Origin of the sequence: Streptomyces sp. NPDC001536 (genome assembly GCF_042894505.1) — a bacterium.
GTDB lineage: Bacteria > Actinomycetota > Actinomycetes > Streptomycetales > Streptomycetaceae > Streptomyces.
Window position 1 is genome coordinate 1 of the sequence record NZ_JBIAVQ010000030.1, and the last position, 22,944, is coordinate 22,944.

The following is a 22,944-nucleotide window of genomic DNA, read 5'->3' on the forward strand; positions in this document are numbered from 1 at the left end:
CAATACCGGCACGACCTGCTCGACGGCTTCATCGCCGAAACTCAGCTGATCACGACGCCGCCATGACGTCACCCCGAACCGAAAACCTCAGTAGCGGAACCGGCGGCCACGGGGATGCGTTCCCGGCAGACGCAAAGCAGCTGCTGCCGAGCCCTCGTACGGTGAAACCCGTCCCACCCGCCTCGGCCCCGAGACGAACGCCCCCATACCGAGCGGCGCGAGGCCGCCCGGCACCGTGCCGGCCCGGCGACCACCACGCCCGTCCCGAAGATGACGGCATGTGAGCGACGGCCGTCGCGTGCGGGCATCGCTGCCGTACTCAACGCCGGTGAGACGGGCAAGCATGACGAACTGTCGGTGAGCCGTTGGACGTCCGCGGATCGACGGTTGTGCAAAGGGCTTTGGATACCTAGCTTGTGCGCCAGGAACGAGCGAGTGTCCGCGCCGGACCCGAGCCGAACGGCCGACGGCGCACACGCCGCCTCGCTCCGGCGCCCGTTCCGTCGGGTCGCTGAGCGGCCCACCCACACCCCAACCGACACAGTCCGCCCCGGTCAACGGCCGAGGGCTGGGCCCACCCTTGCCTGCCGGCACTGCACTGCCTGCACGACCACCTCTCGGACAGAGTGGAAGGACCACCATGCGACACAGACTTCGAACGCGTCGCAGACGCACGCTCGTGGCCGGTCTCACCGCAGCCCTGCTCCTCGGCGGACTGGCCGTCGCCGGCGGGTTCGCCGCGGAGCCCGGTGGCCCCGATGCCGTCGAGCAGCACGGCATACGGCTGCTGGACACCCTGACCGTGCCCGCCGGGACGAGCGAGTTCGGCATGCCGTTCGGGGGGCTGTCCGGCATCGACTACGACAGGAAGTCCGACGCGTACGTCGCCCTCAGCGACGACCGCTCGGAGAACGGCAAGGCCCGCTTCTACACCCTGCGACTGCCGCTGGACGGGACCGCGTTCGCGCACGACAAGCCCGACCTCGATGCCCTGACAGTGCTGGACGACACCACCGGCGAGCCCTTCGCGGCCAAGCAGGTCGACCCCGAGGCGATCCGCTGGGCACCGGGCGGCAAGAGCCTGCTGTGGACGAGCGAGGGTGCCTCCTCGTCCGGACAGCCCGCCTTCGTCCGCGAGGCGAGCACCTCCGGCGGCTACGAACGGGAACTGCCGCTGCCCAAGGCGTACGCGCCGGTGAGGTCCGCCTCCGGAACGCTCGTCTCGGGCGTCCGCAACAACCAGGCCCTGGAAGGTCTGACCCTCTCCCCGGACGGCAGCCAGGCCGTCACCGTCACGGAGAACGCCCTCGTCCAGGACGGCCCCGCGGCAGGACTGACGGCCAAGAGCCCGTCCCGGCTGCTGGTGACGGACCGTGAGACCGGCGCCGCCGAGGCCGAGTACGTCTACGAGGTCGACCCGATCTCCGACGCGCCCACCGCCCCGCTGCCCGCCCCCGTCGGCACCTACTCCGCGGACCGGGGGGTCTCCGAGATCCTCGCGGTCAACGAGACCGACTACCTCACCGTCGAGCGGTCCTTCGCCTCCGGAGTCGGCTTCTCCATCCGCCTGTACTGGACGAGCACCATCGGCGCCACCGACGTCGGCGGCAAGGACGAACTGTCCGGCTCCGAGAAGCCGATGCCGAAGAAGCTCCTGTACGACTTCACCACCACCGGCACCGACGCCGACAACGTCGAGGGCATCACCTGGGGCCCGACCCTGCCCGACGGTTCACGTTCCCTCGTCCTCGTCGCCGACGACAACTTCGGCTTCAACGGCAGCGTCACCAAGTTCCACCTGCTCTCCGTCCGCCCCGGGCTGCTCGCCGCCCACACCCCGGACATCAACGGCGACAGCACCGTGAACGGCAAGGACCTGGCGGCCCTCCCCGGCGCCGGCCCGGACGGTGACCTCGACGGCAACGGCCGCACGGACGGCAAGGACATCAAGCTCTGGACGTCGTACACCCGCACCTTCCCCACCGCGCCAAAGCCCGCGCGGACCGTCGACGTCCAGCTGCTGTCCTTCAACGACTTCCACGGCAACCTGGAACCGCCCACCGGGCGGGACGCCAACCTCGGCTCCAAGCTGGACCCGAAGTCCACCACCGTCGGTGGCGTCGAATGCCTCGCGACCAGGCTGAACCAGCTCCGCGAGGGCACCGAGGCCTCGCTGACCGTCGCCGCGGGCGATGTCATCGGCGCCAGCCCCTTCCTCTCCGGACTGTTCCACGACGAACCGACCGTCGAGTCCATGGAGAAGCTGCACCTGGACGTCACCAGTGTCGGCAACCACGAGTTCGACGAGGGCACCGAGGAACTGCTGCGCATGCAGCACGGCGGCTGCCACCCCGAGGACGGCTGCTACATCAAGGACGAGCCGTACGACGGTGCCGCGTTCCCCTGGCTCGCCGCCAACGTCATCGACCGCACCACCGGTGAACCACTCCTCGCCCCCACCTGGATCAAGAAGGTCGACGGAGTCAAGGTCGGCTTCGTCGGCATGACCCTGGAGGGGACCCCCGAGGCCACCGGCCAGTCGGGGATCAAGTCCGTGCGCTTCCTCGACGAGGTCCAGACCGCCAACGCGGCCGCGAGGAAGCTGCGCGAGGAGGGCGTCGAGGCGATCGTGGTCCTGCTGCACGAGGGCGGCATCCAGGCCGGCAGCTACGGCCAGTGCGACGGAATCTCCGGGCCGATCGTCGACATCGCGAAGAACCTGGACCCGGCGATCGACGCCGTGGTCACCGGCCACACCCACCAGCCGTACATCTGCTCGCTGCCCGACCCGGCGGGCAAGCCGCGCATGGTCACCTCGGCCTCCTCCTTCGGCCGGGTGGTCACCGAGACCCGGCTGACCGTCGACCGCCGTACCGGCGACGTCGTACGCGACCGGGTCGCCGCGATGAACCACCTCGTCACCCGCACCGGCACCAAGGACGCCGACCAGAGCGAGGTCATCGCCAAGTGGAAGGCCCTCTCCGCGCCCCTGGCCAACCGGGTCGTCGGCAGCATCACCACCGACATCACCCGCTCCGAGACCCGCGACACCGAGTCCGACCTGGCGAACCTGGTCGCCGACGCCCAGCTCGCGGCAACCTCGGCCGCCGACAAGGGCGGGGCCCAGATCGCGCTGATGAACCCGGGCGGGGTGAGGGCGGACCTGGTGTACGCCACCTCGACGGGCGGCGAGGCACCCGGTGAGATCACCTACGCCGAGGCGTTCGCCGTGCAGCCCTTCGCCGGGAACCTGGTGACCGTGGACCTGACCGGGGCGCAGATCGAGAAGATCCTGGAGGAGCAGTTCAACGACTCCGGCACCCGCGCGCCCACGCTCATCCTGGGTGTCTCCGAGGGCCTGACCTACTCCTACTCCCGCAGCGGCCCGGTCGGCGACCGTATCGACCCGGCGTCGGTCAAGCTCAACGGCGAGACCCTGAACCCGGACACCACGTACCGGGTGGCCGCCAACACCTTCCTCGCGGCGGGCGGCGACGGCTTCACCACCTTCGCCCAGGGCAGGAACACCGTCGGTGGCGGTGACGACATCGCTGCCCTGACCGAGTACCTCACGGCCCGCAGCCCGCTCACCCCTCCGGGCACCGACCGCGTCACCGAACTCCCGTGAGCCTGGCGGAGTTCACGTCAGGGCTTCATCGGCGGTGGGCCGGGGTGGGGTTGGTGCCGTGATGGCGGCGCCAGGTGGACCGGTGCAGTAACTGGCCGGGTCCCGATGAGGCCGTGGAAGGACCGCGCCGCAGGGCACCGTGAGCAGTTCGCGGGGCCGGCAGGAACGAGCGCGACGTCGATGTCCGGGGGTGGCGGCAGGGCGGCAGGGCGGCAGGGGATGGTGAACTCGTCCGGCGAACGGTCAACCGGATCTGCCCACACCGCGAACTTCGCCGACCGGCCGCGCGGCCCGCCCTGCGGCCGCGCGTCGCGTCCTTCGCCGACTGGATCCCGACCGCTCGGCCACCTTGCGGCGCCTCTCGGTGGGGCCTACGGCGCAGCCGTAAGTCTCAGCGGCACGTCGCTAGGCGTGGAGATCGGCTTCGCCGACGACGTGGACGCCCGTCTCCTCCCCCGGACCGACCGGCAGCGGTCCCGCGACCCGGACGGCGACAGGGGTGTCGTGGCCTTCGACAGCTACGGTGACCATGGCGTCGTGGCCGTAGTAGCAGATGTCGGTCACCGTGCCGTTGACCGCGCCGTCGGAGTCCGCGTCGGTGAGACGGAGTTGTTCCGGGCGGAGCAGCACGGTGCCGGCGCGGAGGCCGGCAGGTGGGGCGGCGAGGGGCAGGGGGCCCAGGGCGGTCCTCGCTGCGCCGTCGGGGTCGACGGTGGCGGGGAGCAGGACGGCGTCGCCGACGAAGTCGGCGATCCAGGGGTCGGCGGGCCGGCCGTAGAGGTTCTGCGGGGTGTCGCACTGGGCGACCCGGCCGTCCCGTACGACGGCGACGAGATCTGCTGTGGACAGGGCCTCCTGCTGGTCGTGGGTGACGAGGAGGGCGGTGGCGCCGGTAGCCCGCAGCGCGGCCCGCACATCCGACCGCAGTCCCGTCCGCAGTGCGCTGTCGAGGGCGTTGAAGGGCTCGTCCAGGAGCACGAGTTGGGGGCGCGGGGCGAGCGCGCGGGCGAGGGCGATGCGTTGTTGCTGGCCGCCGGAGAGTTCGTGCGGCATGCGGTCGCCGTATCCGGCGAGTCCGACCAGCTCCAACATCTCCTCGGTGCGGCGCCGTCGTTCGGCGCGGTCGGTGCCGGTCAGCCCGAAGGCGACGTTGCGGGCGACGCTCAGATGCGGGAAGAGGGCGCCCTCCTGGGGCACGATGCCGATGCGGCGGCGCTCCGGCGGCAGGTGGACGCCGGAGCCGACGAGGGTGCGGTCGCCGAGGCGGACGGAGCCTGCGTCGGCGTGCAGGAAGCCGGCGATGATCCGCAGGAGGGTGGTCTTTCCGCAGCCGGAGGGGCCCAGGACCGCGGCCAGCGCGCCTGCGGGGACGGTGAGTTCGAGTCCGCGCAGGACCGGCTCTCCGGCTCCGTAGGACTTGGTGAGTCCTTCGACGTGCAATGCGTTCATGTCCGGTGCCTGCCTAGGAGGTACGAGGGGACGGCGGCCAGCAGGATCAGCGCGGCGGCGTAGGGGGCGGCGGCCGCGAAGGATCCGGCGCCGGTCTCCGTCCACAGCCGGGTGGCGAGGGTGTCCATGCCGGTGGGGCGCAGCAGGAGGGTCGCGGGGAGTTCCTTCATGCAGACCACGAAGGTGAGCGCGGCCCCGGCTGCCACGCCGGGCGCGGCGAGCGGCACGGTGACCTCGCGCAGCACCTGCCACGGCCGTCGCCCGAGCGATCGGGCCACGTCCTCCAGGACGGGCGGCGCCTGAAGCACGGCCGCGCGGGTGGCGGCCACCGCGACCGGTAGGAAGAGGACCGCGTAGGCACCGACCAGGAGCGGGAGTTGCTGGTAGAGCGGGTAGGCGTAGCGCACGGCGAAGAAGACCAGCGCGAGGGCGACGGTGATGCCGGGCAGCGCGTGGCCTGCGTAGGCCGCCTGCTCCAGCAGGCGTGCGCCGCGGCCCCGGTATCGGGCGGCGATCACCCCGACCGGCAGGGCGAGGAGCGTGGTGAGACCCGCGCCCGCCGCCGCCACCCCGAACGTGGCCCAGGCGGTCTGGGCGAGTGCGGTCAGGTCCCAGGTGGCCGAGGTGCCGGCCGCCAGCCAGTACCCGAGGGTGCCCAGCGGGAAGGCGACGGCGACGGCGGTCACCGTCCCGCACCACAGCAGGGCGAAGGGCCGCCACCGGCCGAGGGCGACCTGAACGGAGGGGCGGGCGGTGCCCGTGCCGGTCCTGGCGTGCCCGGCCCGGCCCCGGGTGCGGGCTTCGGCGGCGACCAGCGCGATCGTCATGACCACCAGGACGACGCTGAGCGCGGCGGCCGGAGTGCGGTCGAACGAGGCGCGGTAGGACGTGTGGATGGCCCGGGTGAAGGTGTCGTACCGCATCAGCGAGACCGCGCCGAAGTCGGAGAGCACGTACAGCGCGACGAGCAGGGCGCCGCCCGCCGCGGCCGGTCGCAGCTGCGGCAGCGTGATGCGGAGGAAGGTACTGAGCGGGCCGTGGCCGAGGGAGCGCGCGGCCTCCTCCTGCGCCGGGTCGATGCCCCGCAGCGCGGCGGCGACCGGCAGGTACACGTACGGGAAGCTGACCAGAGTCAGCGCCAGCGCGGCCCCGCCGAAACCGGCGAGGTCCGGTTCGGCCGACAGCCAGGCGAAGGCGGCCACATAGCTCGGCACGGCCAGCGGCAGTGTGGCCAGCACGGACCAGGCGCGGCCCCCGGGCAGCCGGGTACGGACGGTGAGCCAGGCCAGTGAGACACCCAGCACCAGGCAGGCCGCCACGACTGCGACAGTCAGCCAGAGGCTGCGGCCGAGCAGATCCAGGGTGCGTTCGTCGGCGACGACGTCCCAGGCGAAGGCAGGACCGCGTTCCAGGGACCGCACGGCGAGATAGCCGAGGGGCAGCAGGGCGAAGACGGCGGCCACGCAGGCCGGGACGACCAGGATCAGGGGCGGTCTGCGACCGGCGGTGACGAGCCCCGCCAGGCGGGTTGCTCGTCTGCGCCCCCTGTCCGGACTGCTTTCCGGCTCGCCCCCGACCGGAGCGACGGGGGCTTCGGTCGGGAGCGCGGAGGACGGTGATGTGGGCACGGCCGACTAGACCAGTCCGACGTCCTGGAGCATGGCCAGCGTCTCTTGGAGGGATTCCAGCTTGCCGAGGTCGATGTCGGGGGCCTGGAGGGACTCGAACGGCGGCAGTCCCTCGACCTTGCTGGTGACGCCCGCGGCCAGCGGGTATTCCTTCGTCTCGTCCGCGAAGTAGGTCTGCGCCTCCTTCGACAGCAGGTAGTCCACCGCCTTCTGCGCCGACGCGCCCTGCCCGCTGTCCTTGAGGATGCCGGCGCCCGCGACGTTGATCAGCGCACCGGGGTCCTTGCCGGGCAGGAACTTGAGCTCGGCGTTGACCTTGTCCTCCCCCTTCTCCGCGACGCGTTCGTACCAGTAGTAGTGGTTGACCAGTCCGAGGGAGACCTCGCCGGCCTCGACGGCGTCCAGGGTGGCGAGGTTGTGGGCGTAGGTCTTGGCGCCGTTCGCCTTCAGGTCTTCGAGCCACTTGCGGGTGACGTCGTCGCCCTTCAGGACCCGCATACCGGTGACGAACGCCTGGAAGGAGGCGTTGGTGGGCGCGAAGCCGACCTCGCCCTTCCACTGCGGCTTCACGACGTCGAAGACGCTGTCCGGGACCTCGCCTTCAGCGGCCTTGTCCGGGTTGTACGCGATGACGCGGACGCGTCCGGAGAGGCCGACCCAGTCGCCGTCGGAGCCGCGGTACGCCTCGTCGACCGCGTCGAGGGTCGCCTGCGGGAGCTTCTGCAGCATGCCTTCCCTGGACAGGGCGCCCAGGGCGCCGGCGTCCTGGGAGAAGAACAGCCCGGCCTTGGTGCGGTCGCCCTCCTCCAGGATCTGCGCGGCGAGTTCCGCGCTGTCGCCGTAGCGCACCTCGACCTTGGCGCCGACCGCCTTCTCCAGCTTGTCCAGAAGTGGCTTGACGAGCTTCTCGTTGCGGCCGGAGTAGATGACGAGGGAGGAGTCGCCGCTCCGGCTCTCGCCGTCCTTGTCCTCGGAGCCGCATGCGGCGAGGGCGGGAAGCAGAAGAACCGCTGTGACCAGGGCGGTGATCCGACGAGCCGTGGGGCGTCGCATGGTGTGTGTGCCTTCCTGCGGGGCTCGCCTGCACGCCGCCGGTCCTGTCGGTGGAGAGCGATGGGCGAAGTGATCCTGTGACCTTGCTGTGGCTTGTTTACGACCATGCTATGAATAAGGTAAACCTTGCCTAATAGTCAAGGGTTGCTAAAGCGGACGTTGCCGCGGAAAGGGCACGCCCCGTGATCCACTCCTCCCCGCCCCTCCCCGCTCCGCTCCCTTCTCCCCGTCCGGCAGGCCCCTCAGGGGCCGTCGTGCACCCGGCCATACCCGGCCTGCTTCTCCCGCAGCCGAAGGGAGTGCCGTTCGCGCGCGAACTCGCGGCACACGGTGACCGCACCGCCCTCATCACGGCACAGGGGCAGTTGTCGTATCGCGAGTTGGCCGAGCGGGTGGCCGTCACCGCCGAGCGCCTCGGGCCTGTACGGCGGCTGGTACTGCTGGCCGGCGCCAACCGGGCCGACGCGCTCGTCACGCACCTGGCCGCCCTGTCCGCCGGCCATCCCGTCCTGCTGGTCCCGGGCGACAGCGAGAGCACGATCCGCTCGCTGACCGAGGCGTACGCCCCCGACGTCGTGGCCCGCCCGCACACCGACGGGACCTTGACCCTCGACGAGCGGCACCCCACGAGCGCCCACACCCTCCACCCGGACCTGGCCCTGCTGCTGAGCACCTCCGGCTCGACCGGCTCGCCCAAACTGGTACGGCTCTCCCACGACAACCTCCAGGCCAACGCCGAGTCCATCGCCACGTACCTCGGCATCGACGACACCGACCGGGCCGCCACCACCCTGCCCATGCACTACTGCTACGGCCTGTCCGTCATCCACAGTCACCTGCTGCGCGGCGCCGGGCTCGTCCTCACCGAACGGTCGGTGTCGGACGCCGCCTTCTGGGAGGAGTTCCGCACCGGCCGCGGCACCTCGCTGGCCGGCGTGCCGTACACCTTCGACCTGCTCGACCGGGTCGGGTTCGAGCAGATGGAACTGCCCCACCTGCGCCGCGTCACCCAGGCCGGGGGCCGGCTCGCGCCGGAACGCGTCGCCCGGTACGCCGAGTTGGGTGCCCGCTCCGGCTGGCAGGTGTTCGTGATGTACGGGCAGACCGAGGCCACGGCCCGGATGGCCTATCTCCCGCCGCACCTCGCCGCCGAACGCCCCGAGACCATCGGAGTGCCGATACCCGGTGGCTCCTTCCGGCTGCAGCCGGTCGACGGCCATGGTCCGGACGTCGGCGAACTGGTCTATTCCGGGCCGAATGTGATGCTCGGTTACGCGGAGAGCCCGGCCGACCTCGCTGTCGGCCGGACCGCCGAGGACCTGCACACCGGGGACCTCGCCCGGCGCACGTCCGACGGGCTGTACGAGATCGTGGGCCGCCGCAGCCGCTTCGTGAAGATCTTCGGCCTGCGGATCGATCCGCAGCGCATCGAGACGCTGCTCGAGGAACACGGCGTCACCGCGTACTGCGCCGGGGACGGGGAGACGCTGGCAGTGACCGCGCTCGGGGACGCGAGCGGTGAGTCCCATGTCCGCCGGTTGATCGCGCAGGAGTACGGACTCCCGGCCCGCACCCTACGGGTCCGGGCCGTGGCCGAACTGCCCCGCCTGGCCTCGGGCAAGCCCGACTACGAAGCCGTACGGCGCCTGACGCGCCCCGCCGAGGAGACGGCACCGGCACCCGGTCCCGCCGAGGATCTGGTCCGGCTCTACGCGGAGATCCTCGACCGCGCCGACGTCACCGAGGACAGCAGCTTCGTCGGCCTGGGCGGCGACTCGCTGTCCTACGTCGAGATGTCCCTGCGCCTGGAGGAGGCGCTGGGCCACCTGCCCGCCGACTGGCACACGAGAACCATCCGCGATCTGCGGAACCTGATCGCGCCCGTGCAGCAGACGCCGCACGCCCGGGGCGGATCCGTGCCGCGGCCGGGTCGCGGGCTCCGCAAAGCACTGCACACCTGGACCAGCCCCGACTCGTGGCGGACCCGCCGCACCCTGGAGACCGGCGTCGTCCTGCGCGCCGTCGGAATCGTCCTCATCGTCGGCTCACACATCCGGATCTTCGACATCAAGGGCTTCGCCCACATCCTCATCGGCGTGGCGGGCTACAACTTCGCCCGCTTCCTCCTGACCGACGCCCCACGCCGCGAGCGCGTGCGACGCCTGTGGCGCAGCATCGCCCGCATAGCCGTGCCGAGCATGGCGTGGATCACCGGCGCGGTGCTCCTGACCGACTTCTACGACCCCGCCAACGCCCTGCTGCTCAACACCCTCCTCGACCAGGGGAACGACCGCTTCGACTGGGCCTACTGGTTCGTGGAGGCCCTCGTCTACTTCCTGATCGCCCTGGCCCTCCTCATGGCCGTACCACTGCTGGACCGGCTGGAGCGGCACCACGCGTTCGGCGTGCCGCTGGCGCTCATGGCCGTCAGCCTGGTCGGCCGCTACGACCTGCTCGACCTGGCGTCCGCTCGTCCCCAGCTGAGCCCCTCAGTGGTCTTCTGGCTGTTCGCACTGGGGTGGGCGGCCGCGCGGGCGGAGACCGTCCGGCAACGGGCCCTGCTGACGGCGGTCCTGCTGCTCACCATGCCCGGCTTGTTCCAGGACCAGCCCCTGCGCACGACCCTCGTCATCGCTGGGCTGGGGCTGCTGATCTGGGTGCCGACCCTGCCCAGCCTCGGCCCGATCAGCGCGCTGGCGGGCGTCCTGGCGAGCAGTTCGCTGTACATCTACCTGACGCACTACCAGGTCTACCCCTACCTCCAGGTGGACTTCCCGCTCACCGCCCTGTTCGCCTCGCTGCTACTCGGCGTCGGCTACGCGGCGGTCGTGACCCGGGCTGCGCGAGCCGTCCGGTGGCTGTGACGACGGTCCGCCGCCCAGGCGCGACCGCGGCCTGCGAGTAAGGCCGCCTGCAATCCTGCGCAACGATCAGGCGCCGCACCGTGCCGTCCGAGCCCAACCGTGACTGGGCGGCCGGCCAGGGTCAGCTCCGGCCGTTCTCCAGCGCGGCCAGTGGCGCCCGGCAGGCCGTGGGCGACGACCACGGGGACCGGCAGCTGCCGTTCGGGCGGTGCCGTGGTGCCCGCCGTCACCGGCGGGGCGGCGCGGTGGACGGGCAGCCGGCGGGCGAAGAGGGTGAAGCCGACGGATCCGTGCCGGAGTCCTCCCCCATACCTGGTCCTCACGGGGGTTCAGGCGCTGAGACGGCATCCCACCCACGCACACAGTGGATGTGAGCAGATTTCGGATAGGACATGCCGGTCTCCGAGCGAGGACCGATCTCAAAGAGGTCGATCATCAAGAAGAGCGGGTAGTGGGGAGATTGAGACATCCGTTTCACGATGACTCCCTCGCAACCGATGATCGTGCCCGACGGTCCCCAGATGGCCGTCCAGGTGTGCGGTCTCGACGCGTCCAGGGGAAGGCCGACTTCCGTCATGTCGGTTGTCAGCCGTTCGTCGGAATGGGCTTTCAGCCCGCACCGGGCGTGGCTCATCCCCTGGCCGACTGCGTCGGCGTCGATCTCGAAGATGCAGACCTCGCCACTGTCCTTCTCGGACAGATGCTCCGTTCCCACGAGCCACGCCGCGAGCATGCACCCCTCGTCCACGCTCGCACTGACGGTCACCTCCACACGTCCGGCGGTGGGCGCCCACAGCAGACGTTGTGGTGTCTGTGTGCGGACGACGAGCCCGTCCGAACGATGCCGGTGTGTTCCTCGCCGAGAGCCCGATGGACCGGAAAACACCCCGGTCTGCAGGTTGGACACGCGAAGCGGGGCGTCTTCCTCTCGCCAGTCCAGCTGGTCAGCGTCGATAAGCAGCCGCAGCCCGGAATCGTCGATGGCGTAACGTGCCTGAGACCGCTCGGGTGAGGTCCAGTGCGGCAGATAGTGATCCACCCAGCAGTCTTCCCTGAGCTGCGGAGCGGTGAAGTTGTCCTCGAAATCGGGCCTACGGGCCGGAGGTTCGGCAAGACGAGCGGCATCAGCCATCATGACACCAGCCTGCCTGACGGCACGATGACCCCGTGCAAGGCGACGCAAACACCGTCCCGGGCGCTGACATCCCCTCCTGTCGCATTCGGCACGAGGAGCGCTCAGCGTGCTCACTCTGCTGCACCGCAATGACCCTTGCTCGGTCCCATCGGTGTTCGACGACATGACGCCGGAACGCCCTTCCACGCCGTCAAACTCGCCTCGCAGAGCGACACGCCCCCTGGTGGTACCGGCGCAGCAAGAGCAGGGCGGTGGCGGCGAGGCCGGTGAGGAGGCCGAGATTCCTGCCGCCTCCGCCGTGCAGGGAAGGGAGACCTTCCCGATCGGGACATGGCCAGGCACCAACGCGCCACCGCCAAGAAGACCCGACAACGCCGCACGACGCACCTCGCCGTAACCCACTGCCGTGCCGGGTGAGTGGCGCCCCGGCGCCAGGGCAGCACATGGCCGTCATCAAGCCCAACGTCGATCTGCACCCGGTGGCCGGGCAGCTGCTTCTCGTACCGCTTCCATCTGCGGTCGCGGCGCTCGTAGCGCTGTGAAGCCGGCAGACGGGCCATGTCCAGGCGATTCAGGATGCGCCGGCGTTGACGCCTTCGCGGATCCGCTGGGCCCAGTGTCGGCCGGTACGTCCTGGGCCGCCGCGGTGGTTGGCAGTACAGCGAGCTGTGGCGGTGGCCGTGACCGGCTGCAGAGGCCTGCAGTCAGGCGGTGTGGCGCGGCGGTGGAAGGCGGGGTCAGAGCCGTGTGGCCGTGCGGATCAGCCCGGCGAGGGCGAGGGAGCGGCTGTGCGCGGGCCAGGCGATGTGGGTGACGACCGGGGGTGCGTCGGTCAGGGGGACGGCGGTGTGTTCGGCCCATAGCCAGGCTCGGGCTGAGTCGGGGAAGACGGCCACGGTGCGTCCGAGGGCGATCAGTTGGGCCAGCTGCGTCTGGTCGTGGATCTCGGGGCCTGGGCCGGGTGGGTACGTGCCGTGGCGGGACCAGCGGGCGAGCGGAAGGTCGGGAATGTCGCTGACATCGGCCAGGGACAACTTCTCGTGCGCGGCGAGGGGGTGCCCGGCGGGAAGGATCGCGATCTGCCCCTCCGTCATCAGTTCCTCGCTGTCGAACCCGGCGAGGGAGTTGAACGGCGCATGCATGAGCGCCACATCGGCGCGGCCGTCGCGCAGCATCTCTTCCTGTTCGCACGTGCCGCTCGGCAGGACCTCGATCTCGGCGGCGTCGGGCTCGGCCGCGTAGGCGTCGAGAAGCGTGTGCAGCAGTTCGTGCGACGCGCCTGCCTTCACCGCCAGCACCAGGCGGTTACAGGGACCGCCCGGCGTGTCGGCGCCACCGGCGCGACGAGTGCGGCGAGCAGCGGCGGTGGTCGCGTCGAGGGCTGCACGGCCCTCGTGCAGCAGCACCTCTCCGGCGCTGGTCAGAAGGACGCCCCGGCGGTTGCGTTCCAGCAGGCGGACCCCAAGACGTCGCTCGAGCTGCTGGATCGCCCGGGACAGCGGCGGCTGGGCCATGCCGAGACGCTCGGCGGCGCGGCCGAAGTGCAGTTCCTCCGCGACAGCCAGAAAGTACCTCAGCTCGCGCGTCTCCAAGGCGTCCATGGCCACAACCTACCGCTGTGATACCTACCGGGTATAACAGAGCGCTGTATTGGTGTTGGATGCGGCGCTCGTCCGTGAGCCAGCATCGACACCATGAGCGAAACGAAGACCGCGCTGGTGACAGGCGCGAACAAGGGAATCGGGTACGAAATCGCAGCTGGGCTGGGCGCCCTCGGCTACCGGGTGGGCGTGGGAGCACGCGACGAGGCCCGGCGCCGGTCCGCCGTCGAGAAACTGCGCGCCACCGGGGTGAACGCGTTCGGGGTGCCACTGGACGTGACCGGCGACCAGAGCGTCACCGACGCCGCGGAACTGATCGAGCGACAGGCCGGGCGCCTGGACGTCCTGGTGAACAACGCCGGCATCTCGGGTGAGACGGGGCCAGGTTGGGCGCAGGACCCGACCACACTCGACCTCGAACTGGTCCGCGCGGTCGTGGAGACCAACGTCATCGGTGTCATGCGGGTGACCAACGCGATGCTGCCGTTGCTGCGGCGCTCGACGTCGCCACGCATCGTCAACGTCTCCAGTGCCGTCGCCTCCCTGAACCGGCAGGCGGACCCGGACGTCGAGATCGGCCCCATCATGGCGGCCTACGCGCCGTCGAAGTCGTTCCTCAACGCCGTCACCGTGCAGTACGCCCGGCAGTTCGCCGGTACGAACATCCTGATCAACGCCGCCTGCCCGGGCCTGGTCGCGACCGACTTCACCGGCTTCCACGGGCCCCGCACTCCTGAGCAGGGCGCAGCCACAGCGATCCGGCTCGCCACGCTGCCCGACGGCGGCCCGACCGGTTCGTTCTTCGAGGACGACGGCGTCATCCCCTGGTGACCCCGAACATGCCGTGATCACGCCGTAAGCCCTGGCGCGCTCGACCCGCTCGCCGACACCCTCCACGTCCGGGCGGCACGGACCGTGTCCGTGGTCCGGGGTTGCGGGGCACAGACAACCCCGAGTCAGACCGCAACAGCACATGGGCTGCCAGTGTCATGCTGGCGAAGCCGTCCGTCGACGTCGCCCTCTTCGACGCGGCACCGGGATCCTGCGCACGCCGGACGGCCGCGAGAGTGAGTTCATTGCCACGAGTGGCGGCGAGACCGAAGTCGGCCTGCCGGGAATCGGCCCAGTGCCATTCGTTGCGCCGCGGTTGCAACGGCGGAAGGCCCGTTGCCCGTCGGCTACGGCTTCCTCTCCACTTGCCGCGCCACCCACTGGATCGTGGATGCGTCCGGCACGCGGGATTCTCAGCCCGGCGGCTGCAGGCAAGCCGCCCCGCGCCGTACTCGCGCAGACGATGAACGCCCCGCCTGGTTTGGGCGGGGCGCCCGCTGTCACGCCCCCTGCGTCACCACGTCAGTGATCTTCACGGTGATCTTTACGGCTGAGGAGCGGGTGCTGACCAGCGACGGTCTGAAGTTCAGCGTGGTCTGATCCGACAGTTCCGCTGTCGCAATGATCGGCCCGGATTCGTCGCCGCGGATCTCGTAGGTGATCTCGTAGACGGCGTCCGGGTCAAGGTCTTGAGTGAAGCCGTTGTAAGTGAGCTTGGGTTGCACTGTGACGTTGCAGCCAGCGGATCCGAAGCATTGCCGGTCTGTGGTGCGCAGGTCCATGGTGAAGTCTTCGGCGTCGATGTCCGCGTAGGTGGGCTTGGGCGCGGCTTCTTCCTCGACGTCGGTGGCGTCGTCTACCGCAGGTTCGGACACGATAGTTCTGGCGGGCTTACTGTCGTCGGTCTTCCCCACGACGATGATGCCGGTCGCGACGACTGCGGCAATGACTGCGGCTGCCGATCCGACGATGACGGCTGTGCTGCGGTACTTTCTCGGATCCGCGGCCGGGACGGCCGGCGGGTGCTCGGGCGGCGGCGGGGTGGCGGGCTGCTCTGGCGTGTGGTCGTTCATGGTCCCCCCAGGGATGTCCGGATGCGGGATGCTATCTCTGGTTGATGCGTGTTACCGCTGGTAGATGCAGGATTCACCGGTTCGAGACGATTGCATCCGCTACCGCTGGTGGTTGTTCTGAGCAGCCCCCACAGCCGGTTGCCCAGGACTGGCCCCGTCGAGTACGCAGCCGGATGTCAGGCAGCTGCGCGCACCGCCTCAGTACAACTGGCGCCTTCCTCGTCGCTCAACTGGTCGCTCTCGTGGGCGTCTGGCAGCAACTGAAGGGCAACGACCCCATAATCCTGATCCAGCCGGACGACCCGACGGACCGCTCAGGCGGCCCCAACAGCACAGGCTCCTGACCGCACAGACGGGCGCTCCACGTCATGCTCCCTGGCCGTCCGCGTCGCGCGCGGGCGACAATCGCCCGCATGACCGAGTCCTCCGGTGGCCCGTCCACCTTCCGTGACCTGTCCGCCCTCGTCGCCTGCCCCCGCGTCAACTCCCTTGCCCTGTCCGTCGATGGCACTCGTCTCGTCGCGGCCGTGCAGTCGCTGTCCAGGGACGGGACACGGTTCGTGTCCGGTCTGTGGGAGATCGATCCGACCGGGGAGCGCGACGCGCTGCGGCTGACCCGGTCCGACAAGGGTGAGTCGGGACCGGTGTTCGGCCCGGACGGGACCCTGTACTTCCTGTCCGGACGCGCCGCCACGGACGGCGACGAGGACGAGGGCGCAGCGCTGTGGGCGCTGCCGCCACGCGGGGAGGCCGTGGTCGTGGCCCGGCACCCTGGCGGGATCGCCGCGGTCACCGTCGCCCGGGACTCCGGCGCGCTGTGCCACACCGCAGGGCTGCTTCCGGGAGCGGCCGACGCCGAGGCGCACGGCAAGCTGCACACGGCGCGAAAGGACGCGAAGGTCACCGCGATCCTGTATGAGGCCGGGCCGACCCGTGCCTGGGACCACGACCTCGGCCCGGCGGAGCCGCACACCTTCGTCCGTGCCGGTGCTGACGCGGAGCCGGTCGTCGTCGGCGGGCAGGGGATCGGTCTGGAGGATCCAGGGGACGCGGCGTTGTCGCCGGACGGCACGCGGGTCGCGTACCGCAGGTTCGTGCCCGGGCGGGTTCCGGACGAGCATCGCACCGCCGTGGTCGTGGCCGACACGGTGAGCGGTGAGGAGATCCACGTCGTCGGCGATCTGGAACACCTCTATGAGGCCCCGCGGTTCACCCACGACGGCTCGGCCCTCGTGTGCTGCCGGATGCGCTACCCGACATACGACAACCCCTGGGACGCGACTCTCATCCGCATCGACCTGACCAGCGGCACCGTGCAAGACCTCCTGCCCGGGTTCGACAACTGGCCTGGTGGCGTGGCCTGTTCTCCGGTGGACGACACGCTCTTCTTCACGTCCGACGAGCAGGGGCACGCGCCCGTCTTCCGGCGCGACCCGGACGGCGGCGTCACCCGTCTCACCGCTTCGGGTGCGTACGGCTCGCTGACCGTGAGCCCCGACGGGCGGACGCTCTACGCCCTGCGCCACGCGGTCGACGCGCCGCCGACGCCCGTCCGGATCGACGCCGACCTCGTCGACCAGACTCCGGTCGCGCTGCCCGCCCCGGGTGGTGTCGGCCAGCTGCCCGGCACGCTCACCGAGGTGCACGCGGAGGCGGACGACGGGTTCGTGCTGCGCGGCTGGCTCGTGCTGCCCGAGGGCGCGTCCGCCGAGCGGCCCGCGCCGTTGCTCGTCGCCGTCCACGGCGGACCGCAGTCCAGCTGGAACGGCTGGACCTGGCGGTGGAACCCGTGGCCGTTCGCCGCGCGCGGCTATGCGGTGCTGCTGCCGGATCCGGCCCTGTCGACCGGCTACGGGCAGATCAACCACCGGCGCGGCTGGGGGCAGTGGGGCGGACGCCCCTACTCGGATGTGATCGCGCTGACCGACGCGGCCGAGGCCCGCGACGACATCGATGCCTCGCGTACGGCGCTCGCCGGCGGCTCGTACGGCGGATACATGGCGAACCGGGTCGCCACCAGCACCGACCGGTTCAAGGCGATCATCAGCCATGCAGGTCTGTGGGACCTGCGGATGTTCCAGGGCGACACCGATGTGCCCTGGTACTTCCAGCGCATCTTCGGCGACCCGCTGACCCGCCCCGAGCGATACGAGGCCGACTCGCCGCACCTGGACGTCGCGAAGATCCGCACCCCGATGCTGGTCATCCACGGCGCCAAGGACTACCGCGTGCCCGTCGGGCAGGGCGCCACGCTCTTCCAGGAACTGCAGCGGCACGAAGTCCCCGCCAAGTACCTCTACTTCCCGGACGAGAACCACTGGATCCTGAAGCCGAACCACACGCGCCTGTGGTACGAGACGTTCCTCAACTTCCTCGACCACCACGTCCTCGGCACCGAATGGCAGCAGCCCGGCCTGCTATGACCCACCCGAGCCCGGCAGCCATCCACTCAACCGCCCTGCGCCACCATGGATGACCGGCATGCCGGACTCACGACGGCCCGGAGAGGATGCCGCAAAGCGCCCACCGGGCCAGTGGACGAAGAAGACACCGGCACCGGATGACCGCAGGGCCACTCGGCGCCGGCCTCACGGCAGACTGTCAGATCTCTCCGCATCCGGTCAGCAACGATCACCACCACACCAGCCCCGGGTTCACCGTCCCATCACCTCCTTGAAGAGATCCTTTGGGCATGGAATTTCTCTGCTACCACCGCGACCGGTCTGGCTCCCTGCCGATGCGCTACGAGCTGCTGGAAGAGCATTGGTCCTACATGGACCGGTACGGAAAGGAGATGATCGCCCGGGGCCCGACCCTCGCCGACGACGGCGACACACCCACCGGCAGCGTGCACATCCTCGACCTGCCCGATCCCGCCGTCGCCCGTGCGTTCGCCTTCGACGAGCCGGGCTACCAGGCCGGGGTCTACCGGGACGTACTGCTGCGGCGGTGGCGCAACCTGCTGGGGTGCACCATGTGGGACTTCCCTGATGGCCGGACCGGCGGCAACCGTTACCTGGTGCTCGGCCTCGGCGCGGGGCAGGCCGCCGACCTCGCGGTGCCGCCCGACCGGGACGAGCTGATCGCCTACGGGCCGCTGCTGTCCGACAACGGCGCCACCTGGCTGGGCACGGCGGCGTTGCTCCGGGCGCCGGCCCCGGACACGGCACGCGCCATCCTGACCCCGGACCGGTACGCCGACATCGAGGTGCACAACTGGCAGTTCGGCGGGCGGCCGTCATAACCCCAGGACGTCCGGCCGACGTCACCACCGAAGCCCCTCGGATCACTCAGCATCCTCGCGTTCGCGCTGAAGAACCTTCGGTTTCCATGAACCCACGGGGATCGTGGGATGCGACCGAGATACGCGCCAAAGAGCAACGGGATGATCTTGAAGCCCTGAGCGCCGGGCCGCCCTCGCCGTATTTCAGAGGGACACCCGCGCTGTTCTGCCAGCGGCAGAACACCGGCCGGACCGGGCTCGACGATCACTACAGTCCAGTCTCATGACGACGATCACGACGCGTACGGTCGAGTACCCGGCCGACGGTTTGACGATGATCGGGCACCTCGCGCTCCCGACCGGTGTCGACCGCCGGCCCGCGGTGCTGCTCGGACCTGAGGGCATGGGGCTCAGCGACGTCGAGCGCCGCCGGGCCGATGCCCTCGCCGAGCTGGGATATGTAGTGCTGGCCTTCGACCTTCACGGCGGGCGCTATTTGGGTGACCCCGAGGAGATGCTGGCCCGTTGCATGCCACTGCTCGCTGACCCCGACCGGATGCGGGGTATCGGTCACGCGGCGCTCGACGTGCTGCACACCGAACCGCGGACCGACCCCGACCGGATCGCCGCCATCGGCTACGGCACCGGGGGCGCCGTCGGGCTGGAACTCGGCCGCGACGGCGTCAACCTGCGCGCGATCGGGACGGTCAACGCAACCACCACGGGCCGACCGGGCGAGGCAGCACGCATCGGCTGCCCGGTGTGGGCCGGCGTCGGGTCGGAAGACCCGATCATGCCGGCCGCACAACGCAACGCGTTCACCGCCGAGATGCAGGCCGCAGGCGTCGACTGGCGCCTCACGGTCTACGGCGGCGCCTTGCACGCCTTCCACCACCCGCCGGTCGACCACCCCACGGTCCCCGGCGTCGGCTACCACCCACAGCACGCACAGCGAGCCTGGCGCGACGTCGTCGACCTGCTCTCCGAGTGCCTGCCTGTGACGGAGAACCTGGGGCCATGACCCAGCAACGGAGCCCTGGCCGTGATCGCCGCGCCCTGCGGCGGGCCGTTCGGGCTTCCCCGGCGAGATGTACGCGTTTACTGCGGCGTCACTCTGCTGACCACGCGTAAAGCCGCATGAAGGTGACTGCGGCCACCTACAACGAGTTGGGGCCGCCTTCCCTCGCCTCGTCCTCGTCTTCACCGTCGCGGCCACTGACCTGAACGCCGGTCGTAGACGGCATCGGTGACTACTCACCACCCCCCGTTCGTCACGTACACCGTGTACGGGACCAGAACCGCCGGCAAGGTCAGCAAGCGTGGCTTGAGAGGACGGCCGGCGTACAGGGGGCGCAGGACGTCGAAGAGGAGGAGCAGCAGGACGACGAGGACGCCGATCAGCGTCAGGCCGATCAGGACGAAACTGCCGTTCTCGATCTGGTCGTAGGTGCAGCCGTCCAGGTCGCGGCGGCCCAAGTCGTCGTAATCGCAGTGGCCGTAGGCGATGTACCAGCGCATGCAAAGGATGGCGAGGGCCGCGGGGACACCAATCAACAGATGAACCAGGAGCGGCGGCAGATAGCCGCGTAGGGCGGACGGAACGGAACGCATCCGGCCACCCCACCAGGGCAGGCCCCGGGCGGGCTATGGCGGAAGCCACTCCTCCGGCCAGCAAGCCGTCCCAGCAGCCGCAGCGTGTACCTGCCTGACACCTCAAGCGGACCTCCCAGCCGTGGCCCGGCACCATCATGGGCCCCGTGCGGAGTTCGCCGACCCCTGAGTTGCCCCATGCCCCCGACTGGCCGTCGCGTCAAGGAACGTGCCAGCCGGAACTGCTAGTGGTCGCGGCCCTGCCACGCATGGCCAGGACAGAGACGTTCGTACCCTTGGACGACGGCCTGCCAGTCCCGCCTGGCCCGCACGTCCGGCGTCGCCGCCCGGCTTACGTGCCCAAAGAATCAAGTACCAACTCGCCGACGCCCTGCACCGGCTGTCCTGCCTAGTCCGGCCGAACGCTAGCAACCGGACTCGTACTCGCTGCTGGTTCTTTCGGCATACGCCCTGGTGCCGGCCCGCGTTGATCCTACGGAGGGCGCTGGGCTGACGAAGGCGTGTATTTCAACCGCCGAGGGTCACTTGCTGTCCAGCCGCCCCAGCGGGTGGGCGTCGGCGAGGACGGATCGGGCCACCCGCCAGTCGGTGTGGTCGATGCCGGTGATGTGGCGTAGGTAGGCGAGGGTGACCTGCTGGACGAGGGCGACGCGGTTGGGGTTCTCGTCGGTGGTCTCCGCTGCCCGGTAGCCGGAGATGCCGCCGAGGAAGTGCTCGCCGCCGTAGACGGTGAGCAGGCTCTTGTCGCCGCGGCTGAGGGTGTAGGGGTCGCTTGTCCAGGCGGGTCCTCGGGTGGTGAGCGGAAGGTCGTCCTTGTCGCCGGCGACCACCAGTCCCGGGGCGGTGATGTGGGAGAAGTCCTGGTCGCGGAGCCAGGGAAGGTTCTCGTGGGCGAAAGGGGTCAGTTCGTCGCCACCCTCGCCGGCCGTGGCCAGCTGGATGCTGGCCATGACCCGGGAGTCGGACAGGTCGTCCGCGGTGCCGGTCTGGGGGTCGGTGACGCGCAGACCTACCAGGATGCCGGCGGTCTGGCCTCCGAAGGAGTGGCCCGCCGCGACGATGCGGCTGTGGTCGACCCGGCCGGACAGGCCGGGCACGGATGCCTCCAGCGGCTTGAGCTCATCCAGGATGCGCTTCATGTCCTGCACGCGGTAGCGCCATAGGTGCGGCCTGCGGGAGTCGTCCGCGGCGATGGCGACCCGCTTGGAGTCGAGATGCGTGGCTTGGATCACCACGAAGCCATGAGAGGCCCAGTGGTCGACCAGCGGTGCGTAGCCGTCCAGGTCGGACCCGAATCCGTGCACGAAGAGCACGATCGGCAGGCGTGCGCCAGTGAGCGGTGCGGATACGCGTACGTGCAGGTCCTGGCCGCGCTGGGGGGCGGGCAGCACGATCGGCTTGACCGTCACGGTCGGGGTGGGAGCGGGGCCGGTGAGGCCGGTCGTCTGGTGGGTGGTCACGTGCGTGCTTCTTTCCGGTGTGGTGTGAGTGGCGGGTCAGGTGATCTTCAGGTTGAGGATGCGTCCGGCGTTGATTCATGACGTATCGGGCGAAAACCCCGGGGGCGTGTCAGCTACGCTAAAACTTGACGTCGACGTCAAAGGCAAGTCGTTACGGCGTAGTTCACATGGAGCTCGGAATGCGCATTGGGGAACTCGCCCGCCGCACAGGCGTCAGCACCCGGGCCCTGCGGTACTACGAGGAGCAGAACCTGCTCACCGCCGAGCGCAGCAACACCGGCCAACGCCACTACCCGGAAACCGCGGTCGCCCGGATCCTCCTGATCCGAGAGCTGTTCACCGCCGGCCTGTCGAGCAAGACCATCGCCGAGCTCACACCCTGCGTCATCGACGGCAAAGCCACACCCGAACTCCTGGACCGTCTGGCTGTGGAACGCGGTCGCATCGACCAGCACATCGCCGATCTCACGCACACCCGAGACAGGCTCGACTCGGTCATCGCCAGCGCCTCCGCATCCATGGACACCGGTACCCCCTGCCGGCCCGACCCGGCATCGCCCGCTCCAACGCAGGTCAGCGGCGCTACCCGTGGTATCAAGATGCTCGGGAAGGTAGGCGATGACGTCGTCCAGTCCGCTTGCGGTGCGCTGGAACCGTGACCAGCGCGCGCTGCTACGAGAACTGGCGAGCTCGCGAACGGCCCCGCTGCGGCGGGTGAAGCGAGCGCATGTCGCCCTGGCCTGCGCACAGGGCACCGCGAATGCCGCCACCGCCCGCACGCTCCGGCTGCACCTTGACACCGTGCACCGCTGGCGTAAGCAGTTCACCGCCGAAGGACTCGCGGCTCTGGAGGACCGTCCCCCGGCCGGGGCACCCGCGCCGCTATGGTCCCGAAGTGAAACACACAGGAAACGGGTGCTTCCTAGACTCCGGCAGATGCGCCACCTCACTGTCCTCGAAGCCCCCACCGAGTGGAGCCGGTTCACCGAAGGTTCCGTCGAACGCCGGATGCTGATCGCCCTCGGCGACCGGCTCGGTACCAGGCTGCGTCCGAAGCCGCTCAAGCTGCCCGACGGCAACCGCGTCGAGGTCGAGGGGATCGACGCCGACGGCCGGGTGCTCGTTCAGCTCGTCGGCAATCAGGGCGCGTACAAGCCCGCTTACCGCAACAAGGTCATGGCGGACATGTTCAAGCTGCTCTGGCTGCGTGACGCGGTGCCCACCGCCGAGCGGGCGGTGCTCCTTGTCTCCGAGCTGATCGTGCAGGCGCTCGGCGGCTGGGTGGGAGGCGCGGCGGCGGACCTCGGAATCGAGATCTACGTCTTCGACGGCAGCACGGCCGTAACGCTCCAGCAGCGAACGTAATACCCACGAAACAAGAAGTGGTG

General features: G+C 70.1%; 15 protein-coding genes and 2 pseudogenes. 9 read left to right on the forward strand and 8 right to left on the reverse strand.

The window, feature by feature from the left end:
- The first annotated feature begins 640 nt into the window (after positions 1-640).
- Positions 641-3,628: an esterase-like activity of phytase family protein gene (locus tag ACFY0U_RS44300; RefSeq protein WP_388645989.1), complete on the forward strand. Its 2,988-nt coding sequence runs from the start codon at positions 641-643 to the stop codon at positions 3,626-3,628.
- 405 nt (positions 3,629-4,033) lie between these two features.
- On the opposite strand, the gene ACFY0U_RS44305 is transcribed toward ACFY0U_RS44300, so the two are convergent.
- From ACFY0U_RS44305 to ACFY0U_RS44315, 3 genes are read right to left on the reverse strand one after another with little or no spacing between them, the layout of a single operon-like run.
- Positions 4,034-5,077, reverse strand: coding sequence for an ABC transporter ATP-binding protein (locus tag ACFY0U_RS44305; RefSeq protein WP_388645991.1), 1,044 nt, complete (start codon positions 5,075-5,077; stop codon positions 4,034-4,036).
- Positions 5,074-6,705 (reverse strand): ABC transporter permease, encoded by a 1,632-nt coding sequence (locus tag ACFY0U_RS44310; RefSeq protein WP_388645993.1) that lies wholly within the window; start codon positions 6,703-6,705, stop codon positions 5,074-5,076. The genes ACFY0U_RS44305 and ACFY0U_RS44310 overlap by 4 nt, the downstream gene beginning before the upstream one ends.
- A gap of 6 nt (positions 6,706-6,711) precedes the next feature.
- Positions 6,712-7,758: an iron ABC transporter substrate-binding protein gene (locus ACFY0U_RS44315; RefSeq protein ID WP_388645994.1), complete on the reverse strand. Its 1,047-nt coding sequence runs from the start codon at positions 7,756-7,758 to the stop codon at positions 6,712-6,714.
- A 254-nt stretch (positions 7,759-8,012) separates the two neighbouring features.
- Between ACFY0U_RS44315 and ACFY0U_RS44320 the strand changes: the two genes are divergently transcribed.
- Positions 8,013-10,622, forward strand: coding sequence for an AMP-binding protein (locus ACFY0U_RS44320; RefSeq protein WP_388645995.1), 2,610 nt, complete (start codon positions 8,013-8,015; stop codon positions 10,620-10,622).
- A 319-nt stretch (positions 10,623-10,941) separates the two neighbouring features.
- Here the strand turns inward: ACFY0U_RS44320 and ACFY0U_RS44325 are convergent, their stop codons facing one another.
- Both ACFY0U_RS44325 and ACFY0U_RS44330 read right to left on the reverse strand, forming a co-directional pair.
- Positions 10,942-11,757: a hypothetical protein gene (locus ACFY0U_RS44325; RefSeq protein ID WP_388645996.1), complete on the reverse strand. Its 816-nt coding sequence runs from the start codon at positions 11,755-11,757 to the stop codon at positions 10,942-10,944.
- 737 nt (positions 11,758-12,494) lie between these two features.
- Positions 12,495-13,358: a LysR family transcriptional regulator gene (locus ACFY0U_RS44330; RefSeq protein WP_388645998.1), complete on the reverse strand. Its 864-nt coding sequence runs from the start codon at positions 13,356-13,358 to the stop codon at positions 12,495-12,497.
- Positions 13,359-13,451: 93 nt separating this feature from the next.
- Between ACFY0U_RS44330 and ACFY0U_RS44335 the strand changes: the two genes are divergently transcribed.
- On the forward strand, positions 13,452-14,189 hold the full coding sequence (locus ACFY0U_RS44335) for an SDR family oxidoreductase (RefSeq protein ID WP_388645999.1): 738 nt from the start codon (positions 13,452-13,454) through the stop codon (positions 14,187-14,189).
- A 500-nt stretch (positions 14,190-14,689) separates the two neighbouring features.
- On the opposite strand, the gene ACFY0U_RS44340 is transcribed toward ACFY0U_RS44335, so the two are convergent.
- Complete coding sequence (locus ACFY0U_RS44340; protein ID WP_388646000.1) at positions 14,690-15,262, reverse strand: hypothetical protein; 573 nt, start codon at positions 15,260-15,262, stop codon at positions 14,690-14,692.
- A 413-nt stretch (positions 15,263-15,675) separates the two neighbouring features.
- On the opposite strand from ACFY0U_RS44340, the gene ACFY0U_RS44345 reads away from it, so the two are divergent.
- The 3 genes from ACFY0U_RS44345 to ACFY0U_RS44355 all read left to right on the forward strand — a co-directional run bounded on the left by ACFY0U_RS44345 (position 15,676) and on the right by ACFY0U_RS44355 (position 19,506).
- The gene (locus ACFY0U_RS44345; RefSeq protein WP_388646001.1) at positions 15,676-17,685 is read left to right on the forward strand and encodes a S9 family peptidase; all 2,010 of its coding nucleotides are present in this window, start codon (positions 15,676-15,678) and stop codon (positions 17,683-17,685) included.
- A 269-nt stretch (positions 17,686-17,954) separates the two neighbouring features.
- Positions 17,955-18,506, forward strand: a complete 552-nt coding sequence (locus tag ACFY0U_RS44350) for a YciI family protein (protein WP_388646003.1) — start codon at positions 17,955-17,957, stop codon at positions 18,504-18,506.
- A 262-nt stretch (positions 18,507-18,768) separates the two neighbouring features.
- Positions 18,769-19,506, forward strand: a complete 738-nt coding sequence (locus ACFY0U_RS44355; RefSeq protein WP_388646004.1) for a dienelactone hydrolase family protein — start codon at positions 18,769-18,771, stop codon at positions 19,504-19,506.
- Between the two features lie 233 nt (positions 19,507-19,739).
- On the opposite strand, the gene ACFY0U_RS44360 is transcribed toward ACFY0U_RS44355, so the two are convergent.
- Both ACFY0U_RS44360 and ACFY0U_RS44365 read right to left on the reverse strand, forming a co-directional pair.
- Complete coding sequence (locus tag ACFY0U_RS44360; RefSeq protein WP_388646005.1) at positions 19,740-20,096, reverse strand: hypothetical protein; 357 nt, start codon at positions 20,094-20,096, stop codon at positions 19,740-19,742.
- A 521-nt stretch (positions 20,097-20,617) separates the two neighbouring features.
- On the reverse strand, positions 20,618-21,556 hold the full coding sequence (locus tag ACFY0U_RS44365; RefSeq protein ID WP_388646006.1) for an alpha/beta hydrolase family protein: 939 nt from the start codon (positions 21,554-21,556) through the stop codon (positions 20,618-20,620).
- 179 nt (positions 21,557-21,735) lie between these two features.
- Between ACFY0U_RS44365 and ACFY0U_RS44370 the strand changes: the two are divergent.
- From ACFY0U_RS44370 to ACFY0U_RS44380, 3 genes and pseudogenes are all read left to right on the forward strand, one after another.
- Positions 21,736-22,095, forward strand: a pseudogene (locus tag ACFY0U_RS44370) (MerR family transcriptional regulator); the annotation flags it as partial.
- Positions 22,096-22,174: 79 nt separating this feature from the next.
- A pseudogene (locus ACFY0U_RS44375) lies at positions 22,175-22,420 on the forward strand (helix-turn-helix domain-containing protein); the annotation flags it as partial.
- Between the two features lie 72 nt (positions 22,421-22,492).
- A complete protein-coding gene (locus ACFY0U_RS44380) occupies positions 22,493-22,921 on the forward strand; it encodes a hypothetical protein (RefSeq protein ID WP_351690019.1) in 429 nt (142 codons plus the stop codon).
- The last annotated feature ends 23 nt before the right edge of the window (positions 22,922-22,944 follow it).

Coding starts and splice junctions, on each gene's coding strand:
- ACFY0U_RS44340 (WP_388646000.1), bottom strand. CDS start 15,262: ATGAACGACCACACGCCAGAGCAGCCCGCCACCCCGCCGCCGCCCGAG.
- ACFY0U_RS44330 (WP_388645998.1), bottom strand. CDS start 13,358: ATGGACGCCTTGGAGACGCGCGAGCTGAGGTACTTTCTGGCTGTCGCG.
- ACFY0U_RS44355 (WP_388646004.1), top strand. CDS start 18,769: ATGACGACGATCACGACGCGTACGGTCGAGTACCCGGCCGACGGTTTG.
- ACFY0U_RS44380 (WP_351690019.1), top strand. CDS start 22,493: ATGCGCCACCTCACTGTCCTCGAAGCCCCCACCGAGTGGAGCCGGTTC.
- ACFY0U_RS44350 (WP_388646003.1), top strand. CDS start 17,955: ATGGAATTTCTCTGCTACCACCGCGACCGGTCTGGCTCCCTGCCGATG.
- ACFY0U_RS44325 (WP_388645996.1), bottom strand. CDS start 11,757: ATGATGGCTGATGCCGCTCGTCTTGCCGAACCTCCGGCCCGTAGGCCC.
- ACFY0U_RS44305 (WP_388645991.1), bottom strand. CDS start 5,077: ATGAACGCATTGCACGTCGAAGGACTCACCAAGTCCTACGGAGCCGGA.
- ACFY0U_RS44360 (WP_388646005.1), bottom strand. CDS start 20,096: ATGCGTTCCGTTCCGTCCGCCCTACGCGGCTATCTGCCGCCGCTCCTG.
- ACFY0U_RS44345 (WP_388646001.1), top strand. CDS start 15,676: ATGACCGAGTCCTCCGGTGGCCCGTCCACCTTCCGTGACCTGTCCGCC.
- ACFY0U_RS44315 (WP_388645994.1), bottom strand. CDS start 7,758: ATGCGACGCCCCACGGCTCGTCGGATCACCGCCCTGGTCACAGCGGTT.
- ACFY0U_RS44335 (WP_388645999.1), top strand. CDS start 13,452: ATGAGCGAAACGAAGACCGCGCTGGTGACAGGCGCGAACAAGGGAATC.
- ACFY0U_RS44300 (WP_388645989.1), top strand. CDS start 641: ATGCGACACAGACTTCGAACGCGTCGCAGACGCACGCTCGTGGCCGGT.